Here is a 16,597-nt window from a genome sequence, read left to right as displayed (position 1 = left end):
GCTTGTGGTTGGAGTGCGGGTATGAGTTGGCTGGTGCGGTGGGGGGCGCTTGTGGTTGGAGTGCGGGTACGAGTCGGCTGGTGCGGCGGGGCACGCTATGCGGCCCGGTGGTTGTGTCGGTCCGGGTACGTAGGATGCTCCCGTGAGCGAACGGACTGCGGCAGTGCACCTGGTGCTCGGTGATGAAGAGTTGCTGGTCGAGCGGGCCATCGCGGGGATTACCGCGCAGGTCCGGGCGGGTGCGCCCGATCCCGATGCGGTGCCCGTCGATCGGCTGCGGGCGGGTGATGCCAGTACCGCGGAACTGGCCGAGCTATTGAGTCCTTCGCTGTTCGCCGAGGATCGGGTGATCGTGCTCGAGTCGGCGGCGGATGCGGGCAAGGATGCGGTCGCGGTGATCACCGCCGCCGCCGGGGATCCGCCCGAGGGCGTGGTGCTGGTGGTGCTGCACTCCGGGGGCGGTCGGGCCAAGGCATTGGCGCCAGCGCTGCAGAAATCGGGTGCGCAGGTGCACGATTGCGCCAAGTTGACCAAGGCGTCCGAACGGGTGGAGTTCGTGCGCGGCGAATTCCGGAATGCCGGGGTGCGGGTCTCCAGCGAGGTAGTGCAGGCGATGTTGGAGGCGGTCGGCTCGGATCTGCGGGAATTGTCCGCGGCCTGTTCGCAATTGGCCTCCGATACCGGTGGCAAGGTCGATATCGCCGCGGTGCGCCGCTACTACTCCGGCAAGGCCGAGATCTCCGGCTTCGATGTCGCGGAACTCGCGGTGGCGGGCGATCGGCCCGGCGCCATGGAGGCATTACGCTGGGCCAACGATCGCGGCGTGCCACATGTACTACTCGCCGACGCACTCGCCGATTCCGTGCACACCATTGCCCGCGTCGGTTCCGCGGGCCGCGGCGACCCGTTCAAGCTGGCCCAGCAATTGGGTATGCCGCCCTGGAAGGTGAAGAAGGCGCAGGCCCAAGCGCGGGGTTGGAACCAGGCCAGCATCGGCACGGCCCTACAGGTCGTCGCCACGCTGAATGCCGATGTCAAAGGCGGTGCCGCCGACGCCAGTTACGCCTTGGAACACGCACTCACCCAGATCCTGGACCTGCACTCCGCAAGTTGATGCGATTCCCCGACAACAAATTGCCCAGCGGATTGCCACCGAGACCAGGCTGACAGCGATAGGCGCCGGGGTAGCCGACATCCGGGACTACCGCTCAGTCGACGCCAACTTCTCGTTGACCCACTTATTGATGCTCACCCGTGCTCGGCCGCCTCCGTAGCCAGGCGCCGATGCAGAGCTGGAGATATTCGCAACGCGAAGTGCCCGCTGAACTTCCGATCCGCCAGCGGATCGGGAACCGGCTCCTGCGACTCCCGAAGATCGGCCACCACGTCGACGACCAGGTGCACGATCCCCTCGAATGCCTCTGCCATCGACTCCGCCAGCCAGGACAGCGAGGGGAATTCGAGTCATCGGCCGACGAACTCCTCGTCGTCTGGCGACCATTCCACCCGGAACGAAATAGTGCAGATCGGGAGAGTGCTCATCGGTGGCCGACACGCTGATGCGGTGGGTGTGAGTCGGGCTCGCACCCACCGCATGATGTGAAACTCAGTCGCGGCCTTCGACTTTCAGGTCGCCGAAGGTCACTCCGCGGGTCATCGGACGGGCCAGCATGTCGTGCGGGAAGCCCAGCTCGATCGCGCTGGCCGCTTGCAGTTGATCCAACTGCGCCGCATCGAATTCGACCTCGAGCGCACCGAGGTTGTCCTCCAACTGTGCCGCGGTGCGCGCGCCGATGATCGGCGCCGTGACGCCCGGGTTCTGCAGGGTCCAGGCGAGTGCCACCTGCGACGGCGTCTTACCTAGTTGTGCCGCAACATCTTTCACCACATCGGCAATGGCGAGCCCGCGTTCGGTGAGCGAGCCGTTTGCGGCGGCCACATTCTTGCGGGTGCCCTCGGGCGAGCCCGCGGCGTCATGATCGAGATCGGCGCGGCTGTACTTGCCGGTGAGCACGCCGCTGGCCAGCGGCGACCACGGCACCACGCCGAGTCCGAGTTCGCGTGCCATCGGAATGAGCTCGCGTTCAACGGTCCGCTCGATCAGGCTGTATTCGATCTGCAGTGCGATCAGCGGCGACCAGCCGCGCAGATCGGCAATGGTCTGCATGCGCGCGATCTGCCAGGCCGGTGCGTCGGAGATGCCAACGTAGAGCACCTTTCCCGCGCGGACCAGATCGTCCATGGCGCGCAGGATCTCCTCGACCGGGGTCAGGAAGTCCCAGGCGTGCAGATACAGCAGATCGATGTAGTCGGTGTTCAGCCGGCGCAGGCTGGCCTCCACCGAGCCGACCATGCTCTTGCGGTGGTTGCCGCCGGAGTTGGGATCGCCGGGCCGCCGCAGCATCGTGTATTTCGTTGCCAGCACCAGACTTTCGCGATTGTCGGCGCTGAACTCACCGAGCAGCTGCTCCGAGGTGCCGTTGGTGTACTGGCTCGCGGTATCGATGAAGTTGCCGCCGCGCTCGACGTAGGTGTCGAAGATCTTGCGGGCCTCGTCCTTATCGGCGCCCCAACCCCAATCGGCGCCGAATGTCATGGTCCCCAGGGACAGCGGAGACACCCGAAGACCCGAACGGCCGAGCAGCCGGTAGGTATCGAGGGTGCGTGCTCCGGACATGTCGTGCTCCCGTCATTCGTACTTCGTTTCCGTTGTGATCAAGTCTGGAGCGATTCGGGACCATGGGTAAGGGAAGGTTCATCCTGGGAAGGTCAGTCCTACCCAGCCGTAAGATCGAGGGCGATGACCAGCACCGTGAAGGCGACACAGCGGGGCGAGCACAGGCCTGACGGCGGTGGCTCGCGTGATCATGCCGGGTCGGGGAGCACCGACAATTGGGCACAGGCACTCGCGGACTTTCTGCGCGCCCGACGCGAGCGATTGAATCCGGGCGATCTCGGTCTGCCCGCACGCAAACACGCGCGGCGCACCCCGGGTTTGCGTCGCGAGGAGGTCGCCGAACTGGCCGGCGTGAGCACCGACTACATCGTCCGGTTGGAACAGGGTCGCGGCCTGCGCCCGTCCGCGGACGTCCTGGAGGCGCTCACCCGCGCCCTGCGCCTCGACACCGACGAGCGCGCCTATCTCTTCGATCTGGCCCAGCAGCGGCAGCCGAATGCCGGGAAACCGAACACCGTCCCCGCGCCCGCACTGGCGATGCTGGTGCGCGATCTGTCGCCGCTGCCGGCGATGCTGGTCAACCACCGCTACGACATCCTGGCGTGGAATCCGGAGATGGCCGGCCTGATCGTCGACTTCGGCGCCCTGCCACCGCGGCAGCGCAACACCATGTGGCTATGCCTGATGGATCCCGCGCTGCGCGACTTCTACGGTGAGCGCGATCGCGTCATTCGCGAGGGCGTCGCCGACTTGCGCGCCGCGTGGGCGGCCCATCCCGACGATCCGGAACTGGCCGATCTGGTCGCCGAGTTCACCGCCCGCAGCGGGGAGTTCGCGCAGGCTTGGGCCAGGCACGACGTCAAGGTCCATGGCCGCGGGCAGAAGCCACTGCGGCATCCTCGGGTCGGCCCGCTGGTCGTCAATTATGAGGTGCTCATGCCGCTGCAGGATCCGGACCAGCGCATCGTCATCTATCGCGCGGCCGATGCGGACTCCCAGGACGCGCTGGATCGCCTGCGTGCCGACCTGGAGTGAGCACGCACCCAACAATCATCCGCACCCGCTCGGTGCGGGTGCGGATGCCCGGGGGGATTATTCGACCGAGCTGAGAACTAACTCGATATCCTCTTCCGGCTCCTCATAGCGGCCCTCCCATTCCTCGTAGACCGGAATCTCCTCGTCCCGGGTGACGATCCACTCCAGCGAGTAGCCGCCGTCCTCATCGGGGACCATGACGTTCTCGATCTTCAGTCCGATGCCTAGGACCTCGGCGGCGCGAATGACATCCGGGAGATCTTCGGAGCGAACCGGCGTCTGATTGGCGTACACGGTAACCATGCGCCGAATCGTAGCGGGAACCTCCGACATGTGGCTGCCCGATCCGAATCCGGCTCGAGGAGTGGGATGCGGCAATGGCTCGGTGCGGTCGCCGCCCGGCGTTTCTCTACCGATTTGCCAGGGCAGTCTCGATGACATGGCACCTATCGGGGTCGTTCCGCTCAACGCCCAGGGAGTGGCATTGCCGCCACAGTGGAAGTTTGCTGAACGGTTGCGATTACCGTACGAATCGGTAGGTTTCGCGCCGGACCTGCCGCACCGGCAGTGCGAGAAAGTGATCCTCGCAATAGTCGATCGGGGACGACAAAAGCCGCCGTGGTCATCGAGGCCACGACGGCTGCGTCAACGTATGAGGTGGTACCGCGGCGGTACCGAGGCGATCAGAGCTTGTTCAGCGCCAGCGCGAGGGCCGACTTCTTGTTGGCGGCCTGGTTGGCGTGGATGACGCCCTTCGAGGCGGCCTTGTCCAGCTTGCGGCTGGCGAAGACCAGCTGCTCGGTGGCCTTTTCCTTATCGCCGGCGGCAGCGGCCTCCCGGAAGCTGCGGATCGCGGTGCGCAGCCCGGACTTGACCGACTGGTTGCGCTTGCGCGCCGCCTCGTTGGTGCGGATCCGCTTCATCTGGGACTTGATGTTGGCCACGCCTGTTTCCTCGTGTTCCTGTCGCTGAATGGACTGTGCTGAAAAGTTCGCGAGCGCGCGTTGGTAACCGGAGTGATCAGGTAACGCGACGCCGAAGATCGAGGGTACCAGCCGCCGCGTCGCACACGAAATCACGACCACTCGACATGCGTAATCGCCACCGCGCGAACGGTTCGATCGGCAACGTCACCGACCGCAGTAATTGAGCGGAAACCAGGAGTGATGCGAGAAATTTACCTGCGTCTCACACGCATCGGTGCTGCGTGTAGCACGATTTTTGCATGACTCCCGCCTCGCCGCCACGTTCGGCTCGATCTCTCGCGCCGGCGCGTGCCCGGTCGAACGGGCATGCGAATGGCAACGGTCGAGCAACCACTTCGGGACTGTTCGAGGGATACGGCCCCGGTCGGTACGCAGATGCGTTCGACGAGATGTTCGACGGCCAGGGTCGGGTGCGCCAGCCCTACCGGGGCATCTTCTCGGCACTGGCGCCCATCGATGTGGCCGATCTCGCGGCCCGCTCCGATGCGCTGGACCGCGCCTTCATCGATCAGGGCATCACCTTCTCGCTGTCCGGACAGGAGCGGCCCTTCCCGCTCGATCTGGTGCCGCGGGTGATCGCGGCCGCCGAATGGGCCAAGCTGGAGCGCGGGATCAAGCAGCGGGTGACCGCGCTGGAACTGTTCCTCGCCGACGTCTACGGCGAGCAGAACATCCTGCGCGACGAGGTCATCCCGAAGCGGCTGGTGACCTCGTGCCAGCACTTCCATCGCGAGGCCGCCGGACTGGTGCCGCCCAACGGGGTGCGCATCCATGTGGCGGGCATCGACCTGATCCGCGACGAACGCGGCGATTTCCGGGTGCTGGAGGACAATCTGCGCTCGCCGTCCGGGGTCTCCTATGTCATGGAGAACCGGCGCACCATGGCCCGGGTCTTCCCTGATCTGTTCTCCTCGCACCGGGTCCGCGCGGTAGGGGACTATCCGGCCCATCTGCTGGCCGCGCTGCGCGCTTCGGCCGCGCCGAACGAGGCCGATCCGACGGTCGTGGTGCTGACGCCGGGCGTCTACAACTCGGCCTACTTCGAACATTCGCTGCTGGCCAGGCAGATGGGGGTGGAATTGGTCGAGGGGCGCGACCTGTTCTGCCGCGACAATGTCGTCTATATGCGGACCACGGCGGGGGAGCGCCAGGTCGACGTGATCTACCGGCGCATCGACGACACCTTCCTGGACCCGATGCACTTCCGGCCCGATTCGGTGCTCGGCGTCGCCGGACTGATGAATGCCGCGCGCGCGGGCAATGTGGTCATCTCCAGCGCGATCGGCAATGGCGTCGGCGATGACAAGCTGACGTACGCGTATGTGCCGACGATCATCGAGTACTACCTCGGCGAGAAGCCGGTGCTGCCCAACGTCGACACCTATCGGTGCTGGCTCGACGAAGAGCGCGAAGAGGTGCTCGATCGCCTCGATGAACTGGTTATCAAGCCCGTCGAGGGCTCCGGCGGCTACGGCATCGTCATCGGACCGGTGGCCACGCCACGGGAGCTGGAGGCGACCCGGCGCAAGATCAAGTCGGATCCGCGGGGCTGGATCGCGCAGCCGGTGGTGCAGCTGTCCACCGTGCCGACCAAGATCGGAAGCGCGCTGGTCCCGCGCCACGTCGACCTGCGGCCGTTCGCGGTCAACGACGGTGACGACATCTGGGTGCTGCCGGGCGGTCTGACCCGGGTGGCATTGCCGGAGGGTTCGCTGGTGGTCAATTCCAGTCAGGGCGGCGGCAGTAAGGACACCTGGGTGCTGAGCGGACGTACCTCACCTGCCGACCGTGAGCTCGCTGGCGAGGAGTTGGTCAGCGATCCGCCGCAGTCCGACCAGCGCGAGCTGGGCCGGGAATTGACCGCGGCGCAGGCGAATCAGCAACAGCTGCAGCAACAGCAGGAACAGCGGCTGGGATCGATGTGGCAGCGGCAAAGCGGATCGACCGGGCAGCAGCAACAGGGCGGGGTGATGCGCTGATGCTGGCCCGCAATGCCGAATCCCTGTACTGGATCGGACGATACGTCGAACGCGCCGACGACACCGCCCGCATCCTGGATGTCGCGGTGCACCAGCTGCTCGAGGACGCCACGGTGGATCCGGACCGCACTTCGCGAGTCCTGTTGCGGGTATTGGGGATCGAACCGCCCGATGTCGAACTCGATGTCTGGTCGGTGACCGACCTCGTCGCGTTCAGCCATGCCCACGGCAATTCCATCGTCGATTCGATTGCCAACGCCCGCGAAAACGCCAGGGGCGCACGCGAAGTCACCTCCAGCGAGATGTGGGAGTGCCTCAACGCCACTTTTATCGGACTCACCGCGACCGAGAAGGCCGCCCGCAGCCTCGGCCCGCACGAATTCTTCCACTACATCAAGGACCGGGCGGCAATGTTCGCCGGACTCTCCGATTCCACCCTCAGTCGCGACGACGGCTACCGCTTCCTCTTGCTCGGCCGCTCCATCGAACGCGTGGATATGACCGTGCGCCTGCTGCTTTCGCGCGCGGGTGACCGCACCTCGTCACCGGCCTGGGTGACCGTACTGCGCTCGGCGGGCGCGCACGACACCTATCTGCGCACCCATCGCGGCGCACTCGACGCCAATCTGGTCGCCGAATTCATCCTGCTCGACCGGCTCTTCCCGCGTTCGGTCTTCCATTCGGTGCGAGTGGCCGAGGCCTGCCTAGCCGAACTCGACCAGCGCCCGAGCAGCCGGGTCGGCGCGCGTCACGAGGCACAGCGGCTGCTCGGCCGGGCCCGCAGCGAACTCGAATTCCTCCCGCCCGGCGCGCTGCTGGAGGATCTGCAGAACCGCCTGCTCTCACTGCAGAAGACCTGCCGTGAGGTCAGCGAGGCGATCGCATTGCAGTACTTCCACGCCGCACCGTGGGTGGCCTGGACCGATCTGCGCAGTAGTCACGATAACCATGCGCAGGTGGAGGGAGAGCTGTGAGCTGGCGGATCAGGGTGGTGCACACCACCGGTTATGTATACGACGCTCCGGTTACCAGGTCGTTCAATGAGGCTCGGCTGACCCCGCGTGCGGACAGCAGGCAGAACGTCATCCTGAACCGGGTCGAGACGGTGCCGTCCACCCGTTCCTACCGCTACACCGACTACTGGGGTACCGCGGTCACCTCCTTCGATCTGCATGCGCCGCATACCGAATTGGAGGTCACCGGGTCATCGGTGGTGGAGACCGAACCGTTCGCGGGTCCGGCCGAGGAGCTGTCCTGGGAGGAGTTGGGCTCCGAGTACATCCGTGACCGCTTCGACGAAATGCTCTCGCCCACCGCCTATGTGCCGCAGGACAAGAAGCTGGCCGCGGTCGCGCGGCAACTCGCCCGTGCAGTGCCGCCCGCGAAGGCCGTTGTGCGCGCGGCCGAATGGGTGCACGCCGAAATGAACTACATCGCGGGTACCACCTCGGTGCACACCTCGGCCGTACAGGCCTTCGCCGATCGCCGAGGCGTATGCCAGGATTACGCGCATTTGACGCTGGTGTTGTTGCGCAGCATGGGGATTCCCAGCCGCTACGTCTCCGGATATCTGCACCCCAATCCGGCCGCCGAGATCAATGCGACGGTCGCCGGGCAGTCGCACGCCTGGATCGAGGCGTGGACCGGCGCGTGGTGGGGCTACGACCCGACGAACAATATCGCCATCAATGAACAGCACATATCCGTCGGCGTCGGCCGCGACTACGCGGATGTGCCGCCGCTGAAGGGCATCTTCTCCGGCGGTGGCTCGACCGATCTGGAGGTCGTCGTGGAGATCACCCGCCTCGCCTAGCGTCGCTATCGCTTGCGGGTCGCTCGAATAGGTCGGCACCCGCGCGGGGCGTTGTAGTGCTCACCGGTCTCGCGTAACGTCCATTTCACTTCAGCCGTGATTTTCGTAGCAGGTCCCAGGCAGATCCCCGTGACCACGGGGATGATCCTCTCGGAAGGTGGCGCGTATGTCTCCCACTGCTCAGGAAGTCGTCGAGGAAGTCACCGAACTGGAGCCGACACCGGAGCCCAAGAAGTGGGCGGCCGAGGCGTTGGGCACCTTCGTCCTGGTTATCGGCGGTGTCGGCACCGCCGTGCTGGCCGGTGAGCGCGTCGGCGCACTCGGGGTGGCATTCGCATTCGGACTGTCCCTGCTGTTCCTGATGTATGCGATCGGGCCGATCTCGGGCTGCCACGTCAATCCGGCCGTGACCGTCGGACAGCTGCTGATGGGCAGGCTCTCGGTGATCTCCGCGATCGGCTATGTGATCGCACAGCTGATCGGCGGATTCCTGGCCGGGCTGGTGCTGTTCGCGATCGCCAAGAACCTGCCGTCCTATGACCGCGCGGTCAATGGGCTCGGTGCGAACGGCTGGGGTAAGCACAGCCCGTCCGCGGTGCGCGGTCCACTGGGGCAGGTGGTGATCCAGAATGGGTACGGCCTGTCGGCCACGATCATTGTCGAGGTCATGCTGACCGCGCTGCTGGTCTTCGTGGTGCTGGCCTCGACCGACCAGATCTCCGATATCCCACAGGCCGGACTGTCGATCGGTCTCACGCTCACGGTCATCCACCTGATCTCGATCCCGGTGGATAACACCTCGGTGAACCCGGCCCGCAGCCTCGCCGTCGCCTTCTATCAGGACGGCGCCGGTCCCCAGGTCTGGGCGTTCGTCGTCTTCCCGCTGATCGGTGGTGTACTCGGCGCTCTGGTCTACGGCGTGCTGTTCGGCCGCTCCCGCGAGATGGTGTCCTGACCGCCTCCCCGCGCCTCAGGCCGGCCGGTGAGTGCCGCGAGCGTTGCGTTGTGGACCAGGTGGTCGATGCTGGTTGAGCGAGTTCGTCCCCGGCGAGCTACCCATGTAATTGCGAGATCAGTTGTTGCGTGGACATTCTCGTGGCTGCCCAGGTCGATCAGACCGGGACGTGCTATGCCGCCTGGTGCTTTTCGGTCCCAGCGTCGCAGGTCAGGGCGACCAGTGCGGGCAGCGGGAACAGCAGTAGCAACAGGTTGGGCACCCACCACAGTGGGCTGAAATCCGCACGCAACGTCCAGAATGCGAGGGCTTGCAGTCCGGCCACGCAGGTCAAGGTCAGCGAGACGGTCATCAGCGTGCGCCAACCGGGTGCGCGACACAGGCTGGCGAGCCCGGTGCCGCTGGCCGCCAGATCGAGCAGCACGAACGAGTTGTTCCAATCGGTCAGTATCGGATCGGTGTAGTCCTTATATGCCCATTCGGGCGGGATGACGTGCGCGAAGGCGATCGCCCAGTAGAGCAGGAAGCCGACATCGGTGATCAGCATGGCGATCTTCGTCGGCCCGAGAACCCGATTCATGATGGCACCCGATTCCCCGTTAGTGCCAGGCGTATTCGGCGCACAGACGATGTGCGACCAGGTCGAAGGTCTTGCGCGCCAGGATCGCGCCCTCGCGGCGGATGCCGTCCTCCGGCACGTCGAGGACCCGGTCGAGGCGGACCCAGCTCGGCCTGCCCTCGTGATCCCAACTGCCGCCGCCGATTCCGATCCAATTCCGGTCGTACGCGCGCTCCGGATTCGACGACAGCATCAGGCCGAGCAGGGTCCTGCGGTCGCGCCCGACGACGAGTACCGGGCGGTCCTTGCCGTTATTCGGATCCTCCTCATAGGGCACCCAGGTCCACACGATCTCGCCGGGATCGGCGCGGCCGTCCAATTGCGGGCAGTAGACGATCTGCCTGGCCCGCTCGCCCGTCGGCACCGGGGCCGAGGCGGCCGGACGAATCGCCACCGCGGGCGCCTTGCGGGTCGCCAGCGAGCCGACCGCACGTTCGAGCAATGACGAACGCTGCAGCTTGTCGACCAGCTTCGGTCCCTGCTCCTTGACGATCTTGGGACTCTGCGCCTTCGCGATGAGGCCTAGCTGCTTGCCGATCGAGTTCCAACTTCGGGCCATCCTTGGATGGTAACGGCGCGGTCTCGTCTTCTCATCCGCACCGCCTACCGGTCGGTAGCACTGCCGGTTTGCGGTCGCGGTCGCGGTCATGGTGACGTGCGCGTGGACGATTCGCGCATCATGCTCAGCTGTGCTGGTGTGTCCGTAGTGAAAACGGTTGCAGCACCGGATATCTGCTGACGGAGACGGTATCGAGGTCGCGATCGGCGCCGATCCGCGCGACCGAGTCCAGCATGCGTCGCACCCGATTCTGGAATTCGGCCGCGTCGCGCGTGTCGTACCAGACCATGGGGTCGGTGAGCGCCGCCGCCGGAAACTGTTCCTCGACAATGGCATCGATGGCGGGCGCGTCCGGTGTGATCGCCCGGACCACCACGTTCTGGGTATAGCCGAACGTCGACTGCGTCTCGATGGCCACTGCGGTGTGCTCGTGCTGCCAGCGTCGCAGCCATTCGTCGGGGGTGAGTTCGGCGGGGCGGCGCAGAAAGGCCAGATTGCCGAAGCCGTCGGTGCGTGTCGGGACCGCATCGTCGAGCCGCAGCGGCACGGACTCGGTCACCAGGTAGCCGTGTGCCGCCGTGGCGCAGGCACCGAGTATCTCCGCCGCGGCGGTGGCCGCGGGACCGTAGCTCTGCTCGACCCAGATGGTGACGACGGCGGCGATCGGCGGATCCAGCGTGACCATGCGCATCAGCGCGCCCTGGACCGCCGCATCGCGGACATAGACCGTGACACCCGCCGCGCCGATGTCGACCAGGCGCGCGGCCACGGTGGTGCGCAGCGATTCGCACCACGAGTCGGTCGCGTCGGAATCGGACCGGCGCAGAACGAAGACCAATTTCTCCACACGCCGAACCTAAGGCCGCGAAACTGCGGGTGTGCGAGATTCGTCCGATTGCCGGGACGGATTCGGCGATGTCGCGCAACCTGGTTCGCCGCGCGCGCATTCTCCGCTAGAGTCTGCGAAATTCGTCGTGCGGAAGGTATCCAGCTGTGCAGCCGCAGGTCTTTCCGGGAACCTACGAGGACGGACACGGTATCGAGCGCATCATGTGGCGGATCGGGCCATCGCGGCACTGGGGTCCGAACCGCTTCGATATCCGAACCGTGATCCGGGGCGTCCCTGTGGCGGGTCCGGATTTCGACGCACTCGGCCCCTATGACCGGGATGCCGCACTTCGGGTCGGGCTGCCCATCGACGAATGGGATGCCATCTCCGGCTGCGCCTTCTCCGGCGAGTTGCCCGGCACGGTGCAGGTGGGCGCCGAGCGGCGACCCGGTCCGATCCATTTCCGGCTGACACTGCCGCCGGGTGGGACCGGTGAGTCACTGCAGCTCGCCGTCGAGATCGATGGGCAGACCTATCAGGCCGCGGACCGGTACTTCGAGGACGCGCTGTTCCGACTCGGACAGCAGTTTCCCGATGACGTCCGCCTGATCTCCTGCATGACGTGCCTGTTCTCCGACTACTCGCCATACGGTCACGGCCTTACCGGCATGTGGTGTCATCGCGAGGCCAGGGACAAGTACCTCGCGGTCCGCTCCAAGGACGACTATTTCGAGGTGCCGGTCACCGAGCAGGTACCCGAGACCTATCTGTGCGCAGACTACGAGCGACGCATCCCCGGCACCGGCTATCGCGGCTGAAAAAGGCGGTTCGGAACGCAGAACGGTGCACCGCTGACAGGGGCTTTACCGTGCGCATGGGACGATGGACGGCAGTTTGCCGATACCCATGAGGAGTGGAGTGCCCGCCAGCTTCGCCGACACGACGTTCACCGATCCCGCCCGGATCCGGAACTTCTGCATCATCGCGCACATCGACCATGGCAAGTCGACGCTGGCCGACCGCATGCTGCAACTGACCGGAGTGGTCGAGGAGCGGGCGATGCGCGCCCAGTACCTGGACCGAATGGATATCGAGCGCGAGCGCGGCATCACCATCAAGGCCCAGAACGTCCGACTGCCCTGGCAGGTCGACGGCACCGACTACGTCCTGCACCTCATCGATACGCCCGGTCACGTCGACTTCACCTACGAGGTGTCGCGCGCGCTCGAGGCGTGTGAGGGCGCGGTGCTGCTGGTCGACGCGGCGCAGGGCATCGAGGCGCAGACGCTGGCGAATCTGTACCTGGCGCTGGACAAGGATCTGACGATCATCCCGGTGCTCAACAAGATCGATCTCCCGGCCGCGGATCCGGATCGCTACGCGGGCGAGATCGCGCACATCATCGGCTGCGAACCCGAGGACGTGCTGCGGGTCTCCGGTAAGACCGGTGTCGGTGTGCCGGAACTGCTGAACAAGGTCATCGAGGCGGTGCCAGCGCCGGTCGGCGATCCGGACGCACCGGCACGCGCCATGATCTTCGACTCGGTCTACGACACCTACCGCGGCGTGGTCACCTATGTCCGGGTGGTGGACGGCAAGATCATTCCGCGCGAGAAGATCAAGATGATGTCCACCGGCGCGACGCACGAACTGCTCGAGGTCGGCATCGTCTCTCCGGAACCCAAACCCACCCAGGGTCTGGGTGTCGGCGAGGTCGGCTATCTGATCACCGGCGTGAAGGATGTGCGCCAGTCGAAGGTCGGCGATACCGTGACCTCCGCGCGCGCAGGTGCGACCGAACCGCTCACCGGCTACCGCGAGCCGCGCCCCATGGTGTACTCCGGTCTCTACCCGGTCGACGGCTCGGACTACCCGGACTTGCGCGACGCACTGGACAAGCTCCAGCTCAACGACGCCGCACTGACCTACGAGCCGGAGACCTCGGTGGCCCTCGGCTTCGGATTCCGGTGCGGGTTCCTCGGTCTGCTGCATATGGAGATCACCCGCGAGCGGCTGCAGCGCGAATTCGATCTGGATCTGATCTCCACCGCGCCCAACGTGGTCTACAAGGTGCAGATGGAGGACGGCGCCGAACACGTCGTGACCAATCCCTCGTACTGGCCCGAGGGCAAGGTCCGCCATGTGTACGAGCCGGTGGTCAAGTGCACCATCATCTCGCCGAGCGAATTCATCGGTTCGATCATGGAACTGTGCCAGGCACGTCGCGGTGAGCTCGGCGGTATGGACTACCTGTCCGAGACCCGCGTCGAACTGCGCTACACCATGCCGATGGCCGAGATCATCTTCGACTTCTTCGACTCGCTGAAATCGCGCACCCGCGGCTATGCCAGCCTCGATTACGAGGAGGCGGGTGTGCAGGAGTCGGCGCTGGTGAAGGTGGACATCCTGCTGCAGGGCGAGGCGGTGGACGCGTTCTCGGCGATCGTGCACCGCGATGCCGCCCAGGCCTACGGCCACAAGATGACCACCAAACTGCGTGAACTCATCCCGCGCCAGCAGTTCGAGGTGCCCATCCAGGCCGCCATCGGCTCGAAAATCATTGCCCGCGAAAACATCCGCGCCATCCGCAAGGACGTTCTCGCCAAGTGCTACGGCGGTGACATCAGCCGCAAGCGCAAACTGCTCGAGAAGCAGAAGGAAGGCAAGAAGCGCATGAAGACGATCGGCCGCGTCGACGTCCCCCAGGAAGCCTTCGTAGCCGCCCTGTCCTCCGACGCCGCCGCTGACAAGCCCAAGGGCCAGAAGTAGGGCCGGCCGCTCGGCGTCGAGAGCAGAACTGAGAGATACAGCCAGCCGGACAACGGCGAATACCTTGATGTGCACAGGTATGCCATCGGGCTCGCGGTGACGCTACCGCACCCGGTAGGGGTCACGCTCGACACGGCACCGCTGCGGGATTGGATCAGCTGAGTTCAGCCTGTTCGGTTGGCGATGCGGACGAGCAGACGGGTGCCACCGTGTGGTCGAGGAATGAGTTCAGCTGTGCCGGAATGGAGTTCGGCCTGTTGGCGGACGAGGGCGAGGCCTAAGCCGGAGCCGGGGGAGCCGGGGCCTTTGGTGAAGCGGTCGAAGGCGGTGGGGCGGAGGGGTTCGGGGATGCCGGTGCCGTCGTCGTCGATGATGATCTCGACTTGGGCGGGGGCGTCGGAGGCGTTGTGGGGGAAGGTGTTCGGATCGGCCGGGTGCACATGGGCCTTCGGATTCGCACCATTCGGATCGGCAAAGGTCGCGTCACCTGGGCTTGTGGCGGCGGTGCTCGGATCGGCACGGCCTGGACCAGCCGCGCTCGGCTCAGTAGGGCTCGCCTCGGCGGTGCTCGGATCGCAGCATCGGGCGGCGATGGTGATGGTGCGGGCGTGACCGTGTTGTACGGCGTTGGTGACGGCGTTCGTGACGATCAGCATGAGGCCGCCGGGTAGACCGGTCACCGTGATCGGGGCGCATTCGGTGAGGTCGATATGTGTGTCGGGGTGTCGGCGGCGGGCATCCTGTACCGCGCGGTCGAGGGTTTCGCAGAGTTCGAAGGGCTCGAAGGCGTCGGATTCGGTGAGTTCGCCGACCGCGAGTCGTTCCAGATCGGTCAGGGTGTTCTCGATGTGGCGCTCGGCGAGCAGCACGTCGGCGAGTACCGCGCGCTGCTGCTCGGCGGGTAATTCCTTGGTGGCCAGGACTTCCAGGTCGGTGCGCATCGCGGTCAGCGGTGTACGCAGCTCATGGGCGCAGACCGCGGCGAAGTCCCGGGCGCTGGCCAGCGCGCGATTGGTGGCACCGTGCGCCGCCTCCAGCCGCGCCAGCATTCGGGTGATGGCGTCGGAGAGTTCCTCGGCCTCACGCGCGCCGCGGCCGGACAATGGCGGCAGTTTCTCCAGGGTGTCGATGCCGTGCGTGGCGGTGGCCAGTTTCCGCAGCGGTCGGGCGGCGTAACCGGCCAGGAACCAGCCGAGCGCGGCGGCCAGCAGCACGCCGCCGACCGCGACGGACAGGCCGATCAGCTGGCTGCGCCGGATCGCCGAGTCGACGGCGGCGCGGTTCGGGCGCAACACCACGGCGAGCCCGGGCGCTCCGGCGACCGGGGCGACAGCGTTGTCGGCGAACTGGACCACATGCGGCGGAGCAGTCGGAAGTGGTATGGGCGCAATGCCTTCTGGTAAGGGCAGCGGGGGTAATACATCGAGCGGCTGACCGGGAGACGCCACGATATCCGCGGGCCGCGCGACCCGGACGTTCATCGTCGACACCGTCTGATCCAGCTGCCGTGAACTCGCGGTGGTGAGCAGTGCGAAGTACGCGACCCCGAGCACGACCGCCACCAGCGCGGCGACAACACCCGACACCAGCGCCACCCGGGCGCGCAACGATAGCGACACCTTCGGCGCCTTCACGCTTCCTCCCGCAGGACGAAACCCACTCCGCGCACGGTGTGGATGACCCGTGGCGCACCGTGTACCTCCAACTTCCGCCGTAAATAGGAGACGAACACATCCACCACATTGGTGTCGGTGGTGAAGTCGTAGCCCCAGACCGCGGACAGGATCTGCTCGCGGCTGAGCACGATGCCGGTGTTGTCGGCCAGCAGTGCGAGCACCTCGAATTCTCGTTTGGTCAGCTCCACCTGCTGTCCGCCGGCGAAGACTCGATGTCCGGCCCGATCGATCCGCACCTGTCCGATCTGGCGGTGGCCGTCGCCGGACGGCTGGACGGCCGCCGGCCGACGGCGCAGCAGTGCGTGCAGCCGGGCGACCAGCTCACCGAGGTCGAAGGGTTTGGTCAGGTAGTCGTCGGCGCCGCGCTCCAGGGCGGCGATGCGATCGCTGACCGCGGTACGGGCGCTGAGCACGCAGATCGGAATGTCGTTGCCCATCGCGCGCAATGCCGTAACCACACCCGCCCCATCGAGATTCGGCATATTCACATCGAGCACCATGGCGTCCGGTTCGGTCCGGTGGACCATGGCCAGCGCCTCGGCCCCGTCACCCGCGGTGACCACCTCGAAGTCGGACAGTTCGAGCCCGCGCCGCAGCGACGCGAGAACTCGAACCTCATCGTCGACGACCAAGATGCGCTGTCCACCCGTCATCCGGCCAACCCCCTCGTCGAATCGCTGCCGTCATGGGGCCACGATAG

Annotated in this window: 17 protein-coding genes; 8 read left to right on the top strand and 9 right to left on the bottom strand. The window is 66.0% G+C overall.

The window, feature by feature from the left end:
• Positions 1–142: 142 nt before the first annotated feature.
• Entirely contained in the window at positions 143–1,114 is a 972-nt protein-coding gene (holA, locus tag ACQP2D_RS34415) for a DNA polymerase III subunit delta (RefSeq protein WP_433680102.1), read from the top strand.
• A gap of 134 nt (positions 1,115–1,248) precedes the next feature.
• On the opposite strand, the gene ACQP2D_RS34410 is transcribed toward holA, so the two are convergent.
• Together ACQP2D_RS34410 and ACQP2D_RS34405 are read right to left on the bottom strand one after the other, a co-directional pair.
• Positions 1,249–1,428 carry a toxin-antitoxin system HicB family antitoxin gene (locus ACQP2D_RS34410; protein WP_433680101.1) on the bottom strand — a complete coding sequence of 60 codons (180 nt, stop codon included), beginning with the start codon at positions 1,426–1,428 and terminating at the stop codon, positions 1,249–1,251.
• Between the two features lie 178 nt (positions 1,429–1,606).
• A complete protein-coding gene (locus tag ACQP2D_RS34405; RefSeq protein WP_433680099.1) occupies positions 1,607–2,677 on the bottom strand; it encodes an aldo/keto reductase in 1,071 nt (356 codons plus the stop codon).
• A gap of 123 nt (positions 2,678–2,800) precedes the next feature.
• On the opposite strand from ACQP2D_RS34405, the gene ACQP2D_RS34400 reads away from it, so the two are divergent.
• Complete coding sequence (locus ACQP2D_RS34400) at positions 2,801–3,712, top strand: helix-turn-helix domain-containing protein (protein WP_433680098.1); 912 nt, start codon at positions 2,801–2,803, stop codon at positions 3,710–3,712.
• A gap of 57 nt (positions 3,713–3,769) precedes the next feature.
• Here ACQP2D_RS34400 and ACQP2D_RS34395 read toward each other — a convergent pair whose 3' ends face one another.
• On the bottom strand, positions 3,770–4,015 hold the full coding sequence (locus ACQP2D_RS34395; RefSeq protein ID WP_433680097.1) for a hypothetical protein: 246 nt from the start codon (positions 4,013–4,015) through the stop codon (positions 3,770–3,772).
• Between the two features lie 380 nt (positions 4,016–4,395).
• On the bottom strand, positions 4,396–4,656 hold the full coding sequence (rpsT, locus tag ACQP2D_RS34390; protein ID WP_354952934.1) for a 30S ribosomal protein S20: 261 nt from the start codon (positions 4,654–4,656) through the stop codon (positions 4,396–4,398).
• A gap of 281 nt (positions 4,657–4,937) precedes the next feature.
• Here rpsT and ACQP2D_RS34385 point away from each other — a divergent pair, with 281 nt between their 5' ends.
• The 4 genes from ACQP2D_RS34385 (at position 4,938) to ACQP2D_RS34370 (ending at position 9,445) form a co-directional block, all read left to right on the top strand.
• Positions 4,938–6,677 (top strand): circularly permuted type 2 ATP-grasp protein, encoded by a 1,740-nt coding sequence (locus ACQP2D_RS34385; protein WP_433680096.1) that lies wholly within the window; start codon positions 4,938–4,940, stop codon positions 6,675–6,677.
• Entirely contained in the window at positions 6,677–7,651 is a 975-nt protein-coding gene (locus tag ACQP2D_RS34380) for an alpha-E domain-containing protein (RefSeq protein ID WP_433680095.1), read from the top strand. The genes ACQP2D_RS34385 and ACQP2D_RS34380 overlap by 1 nt, the downstream gene beginning before the upstream one ends.
• Positions 7,648–8,490, top strand: a complete 843-nt coding sequence (locus ACQP2D_RS34375; RefSeq protein ID WP_433680094.1) for a transglutaminase family protein — start codon at positions 7,648–7,650, stop codon at positions 8,488–8,490. The genes ACQP2D_RS34380 and ACQP2D_RS34375 overlap by 4 nt, the downstream gene beginning before the upstream one ends.
• A gap of 166 nt (positions 8,491–8,656) precedes the next feature.
• The gene (locus ACQP2D_RS34370) at positions 8,657–9,445 is read left to right on the top strand and encodes an aquaporin (RefSeq protein WP_433680093.1); all 789 of its coding nucleotides are present in this window, start codon (positions 8,657–8,659) and stop codon (positions 9,443–9,445) included.
• 172 nt (positions 9,446–9,617) lie between these two features.
• On the opposite strand, the gene ACQP2D_RS34365 is transcribed toward ACQP2D_RS34370, so the two are convergent.
• From ACQP2D_RS34365 to ACQP2D_RS34355, 3 genes are all read right to left on the bottom strand, one after another.
• A complete protein-coding gene (locus ACQP2D_RS34365; protein ID WP_433680092.1) occupies positions 9,618–10,025 on the bottom strand; it encodes a DUF5360 family protein in 408 nt (135 codons plus the stop codon).
• A 19-nt stretch (positions 10,026–10,044) separates the two neighbouring features.
• Complete coding sequence (locus ACQP2D_RS34360) at positions 10,045–10,623, bottom strand: type II toxin-antitoxin system PemK/MazF family toxin (RefSeq protein WP_433680091.1); 579 nt, start codon at positions 10,621–10,623, stop codon at positions 10,045–10,047.
• 124 nt (positions 10,624–10,747) lie between these two features.
• Positions 10,748–11,470 carry an EthD domain-containing protein gene (locus ACQP2D_RS34355; RefSeq protein WP_433680090.1) on the bottom strand — a complete coding sequence of 241 codons (723 nt, stop codon included), beginning with the start codon at positions 11,468–11,470 and terminating at the stop codon, positions 10,748–10,750.
• 146 nt (positions 11,471–11,616) lie between these two features.
• On the opposite strand from ACQP2D_RS34355, the gene ACQP2D_RS34350 reads away from it, so the two are divergent.
• Positions 11,617–12,270, top strand: coding sequence for a DUF6304 family protein (locus ACQP2D_RS34350; protein WP_433680089.1), 654 nt, complete (start codon positions 11,617–11,619; stop codon positions 12,268–12,270).
• Positions 12,271–12,334: 64 nt separating this feature from the next.
• On the top strand, positions 12,335–14,221 hold the full coding sequence (gene lepA / locus ACQP2D_RS34345) for a translation elongation factor 4 (RefSeq protein WP_433680088.1): 1,887 nt from the start codon (positions 12,335–12,337) through the stop codon (positions 14,219–14,221).
• A 164-nt stretch (positions 14,222–14,385) separates the two neighbouring features.
• On the opposite strand, the gene ACQP2D_RS34340 is transcribed toward lepA, so the two are convergent.
• Together ACQP2D_RS34340 and ACQP2D_RS34335 are read right to left on the bottom strand one after the other, a co-directional pair.
• Positions 14,386–15,855 (bottom strand): sensor histidine kinase, encoded by a 1,470-nt coding sequence (locus ACQP2D_RS34340; protein ID WP_433680087.1) that lies wholly within the window; start codon positions 15,853–15,855, stop codon positions 14,386–14,388.
• On the bottom strand, positions 15,852–16,550 hold the full coding sequence (locus tag ACQP2D_RS34335; RefSeq protein WP_433680086.1) for a response regulator transcription factor: 699 nt from the start codon (positions 16,548–16,550) through the stop codon (positions 15,852–15,854). The genes ACQP2D_RS34340 and ACQP2D_RS34335 overlap by 4 nt, the downstream gene beginning before the upstream one ends.
• Positions 16,551–16,597 lie beyond the last annotated feature (47 nt).

The organism is Nocardia sp. CA-119907 (assembly GCF_050955995.1).
Classification (GTDB): Bacteria; Actinomycetota; Actinomycetes; order Mycobacteriales; family Mycobacteriaceae; genus Nocardia.
The sequence above is the reverse complement of the archived record's forward strand: the minus strand, read 5'-3'. Positions and strand labels throughout refer to the sequence as shown.